The sequence below is a fragment of the uncultured Campylobacter sp. genome, assembly GCF_938045595.1.
Lineage (GTDB): Bacteria > Campylobacterota > Campylobacteria > Campylobacterales > Campylobacteraceae > Campylobacter_B.
Genome location: NZ_CALIBB010000133.1, coordinates 1 through 2,869 on the forward strand (window position 1 = coordinate 1; position 2,869 = coordinate 2,869).

Consider the following 2,869-nt stretch of genomic DNA (forward strand, 5'->3'; position numbering starts at 1 on the left):
CCCATAAGGTATCACCTTTTAGCAAGGTTGCAAAAGACGACGTGGGCGTAATCGTGGTTTTAAGGAGCTTCATTTTTCGACCCATTCGTCTTTGTTGCTAAATTCCACTCTTCCATATCCGCGAGAACCGCTACCACCCAAATAATCGTTTTCCAATAAATTTAAACCGCGCTTGATAAGCTTTTTAAAATCATCGATATTATCGCCTTCTAATACTTTGATTTTAAAATCGTAGCAAAATTTAATTCCTTCAGGTACTCGCTCGCTTTGACGCGGATGTTTGGCGGTACCTTTTTGTCGGTCAATTATGTTTTCATATTTTGCTTCGCTTAAAATTTTATCTTCACTCTCGGGGCTTATTCGGCAGTCGCTAAAACTAATTCTAGTGATGCCAAATTTATTTTCTTTGACATCGCTGTCCCCAAATAGCTTTAATAGAATTTCTGCAGATTTTCTATCTTTGGCTCTTTCTATATTTTTATAAGAAAATGGTGCACCTTTTTTATCTTGATCTAGTCCTACCAATCCCAAGTCCCATTCAAGCAGGCTTCTAATTTTGCCTTTGAGCGAGCTAGCTGGTATATAAGGCCTGCCAGAATTGGCGTCTTTTATAACTTGATTATCTATGCCGCCGATTTTCATAACGTCATCGCCACCGCCTATGTGAAGTCCACTTAAAAGCCTAATATCGCCTTTTAAAGAGTAAATTTTCATCTTTCTTCCTTATCTTTACTAAATCCTAAAACCGCTTCAAAAAACAGTTTAAACACCTCGAGCTTTTCTACGCTATCTACCTGTGAAACACAGTCTTTTATAAATTCTACAAAGTTTTTACTTACATTCTTTCTGCTTGAAGCATAGGCTACTTTGGAATTTAGCATCTTCACAAATGGCAAAATTTCGGCGGAATTTTTAGTTTTTGCTTTTTCGCATAGATCCAGCACGTAGTCGTAAAATCTTCTGATTTGCGATTGACTAGTTCTAATACTATTCGCCGTTTTCTTCGCGGTTTCATTAAAAAGTTCGCCGTCTTTGATATAATCTAGCGTGATCTTTTCGTATAGAATTCCGGACTTATCGGCTTTGGAATCGTCGTAGCTTTTGCGTTGTTGGCCGTTATGGGCGTAGTTCATCTTGCTCTCCTTTTATAAATAAATTCGCATAGTGCCATTTTTACCTGTTCGGGACTTTTTTCTAGTGCATTTTGCAGCTTTTGTATTAGCCATTGCGAGTCTTTGGATAAATTTCTTACTATTAAATAATTCAGCTTCGAAGCCCAGATATTGGATCTTGCGTCATTAGCTTTAGCGCTTTTTGCCATATCGCAAAGCTCTAGTAGATGATATAAAAATGCTGTATTTAGCTCATCTATGCTTTCAAGCATATTTGTTATGAGCGCATACATCGTTTTATACTCGCTCCATCTAGCCGTTTGTCCAAATAGAGTAATAGCGTCCTTTTTTATCCCTTTTTCATCTTTAAATTCCTTGGCAAGCTCAAGCTGGTTTTCGCTCAGTTCGGCTAGGTATTTAATAGGCACGGAAGGTTTTGCAATGCAAATCCCCATACTTAGGCTAAGTGTTTTGTCGCTAATAAATTTCTTAAACTCATCATCTATAAATCTAGCAATATCTAGCACCGTATCCCAAGCCCCTACTAATAGTAAATCGTCTCCGCCTGAAAATACTATATAGGTATGTGGAAAATTTTGTTTTATTAAGCGCGGAATGTGAATGCTAAAAAAGCTATCAAGCCCCTTCGAAAACATATCAAAGCTATCAAAACTATTAGTAACATTACTATTTTTGATGAAATCTCCCATTCCATCGACATCGGCTTTCAGCACCGCTATAGCTTTTAATCCCAAAGGTCCATCCTCATGCATTTTATTGCATGCGAGTTGCGCCAGTTCGTTAAAGCTTGCCGTTTGCCCATCTTTTTTAAATACATAAGATTTTATACGCTCATCTAGTTCTAGCTCGCAATTAAAGCCTTCTAAATCGATTCCTAGCTCGTCGAGAGAAATTTTTGAAGTTTTTGTATCTGCAAGCTTGGCCCCAAGCCTCTCAAAGCCGCTTTCTATTGCTTTTATATCGGCATGATTTAGCACGATTGCGCTTTGATTTAAAAGATCGAATTTATTAAGTTTTTCTAGCTCGAAAGCATCGCTTACTCGCTCTCTAAACGCCCTGTAACTATCCTTATCACTAAAATCGCTTTTTTTACAATCAAGCGCCACTAAACTCATACCTGCAATAGCGCTAAATTTATCGATAAAAAATTTATCTACGTTGTGTCTGATGTCGTTAAATGTATCTTGGGTGAAATTCTGCTTCGGTATTAGAATTTCAAATTTTCCCGCGCTTATGCTTAGAATTTTACTTTCGCTTATTTTCAATTTAAAGCATATAAATTTAGCGATTGCTTTGGTGAAGAGCTGAACGTAAGCGGATTTAGCACGCAGAATTTTAGCCGCATTTTTAGTATTGATATTTTCAAAAATAAATTTTTGAATACCGTAGAAATCTCCGGCTATAAGATACATTTCATCATTTAAAATATTGTCTATATCGGTAATCCGAAAGCTTTGCTCAAGCTTTTTAAATTCGCTATTAAAGAAATCGCTAAAATTGCTCAAAGATACTCCTTTTTAAAACAAATTTTTATGATTTTAGTGTTTTTATAATTAAGCAACCATTAAAAAATAAATCTGGAATTAAATTTTATTTTTTGGTTTTGCCTTGTTGCATAAACCAAAAAATATTACAAATAAAAATTTTATTATTTAAATATTAGCACCATCACGCCTGCGCCGATGAGTGCTAGCGCGAGCCATTCGCGAAGACTCGGGCGCTCGTCTAAAAAGATC

Annotated in this window: 3 protein-coding genes; all 3 read right to left on the bottom strand. The window is 36.3% G+C overall.

Annotation, left to right across the window (positions count from 1 at the left end; translation table 11 throughout):
* Positions 1-69 precede the first annotated feature (69 nt).
* The 3 genes from csm3 to Q0340_RS05715 are packed head-to-tail and all read right to left on the bottom strand — an operon-like array spanning position 70 to position 2,638.
* Positions 70-714, bottom strand: coding sequence for a type III-A CRISPR-associated RAMP protein Csm3 (csm3, locus tag Q0340_RS05705; protein ID WP_298082513.1), 645 nt, complete (start codon positions 712-714; stop codon positions 70-72).
* The gene (gene csm2, locus Q0340_RS05710; RefSeq protein ID WP_291935543.1) at positions 711-1,133 is read right to left on the bottom strand and encodes a type III-A CRISPR-associated protein Csm2; all 423 of its coding nucleotides are present in this window, start codon (positions 1,131-1,133) and stop codon (positions 711-713) included. The genes csm3 and csm2 overlap by 4 nt, the downstream gene beginning before the upstream one ends.
* Positions 1,130-2,638, bottom strand: coding sequence for a hypothetical protein (locus Q0340_RS05715; protein WP_298082514.1), 1,509 nt, complete (start codon positions 2,636-2,638; stop codon positions 1,130-1,132). Before Q0340_RS05715 ends, csm2 begins: the two co-directional genes overlap by 4 nt.
* Positions 2,639-2,869 lie beyond the last annotated feature (231 nt).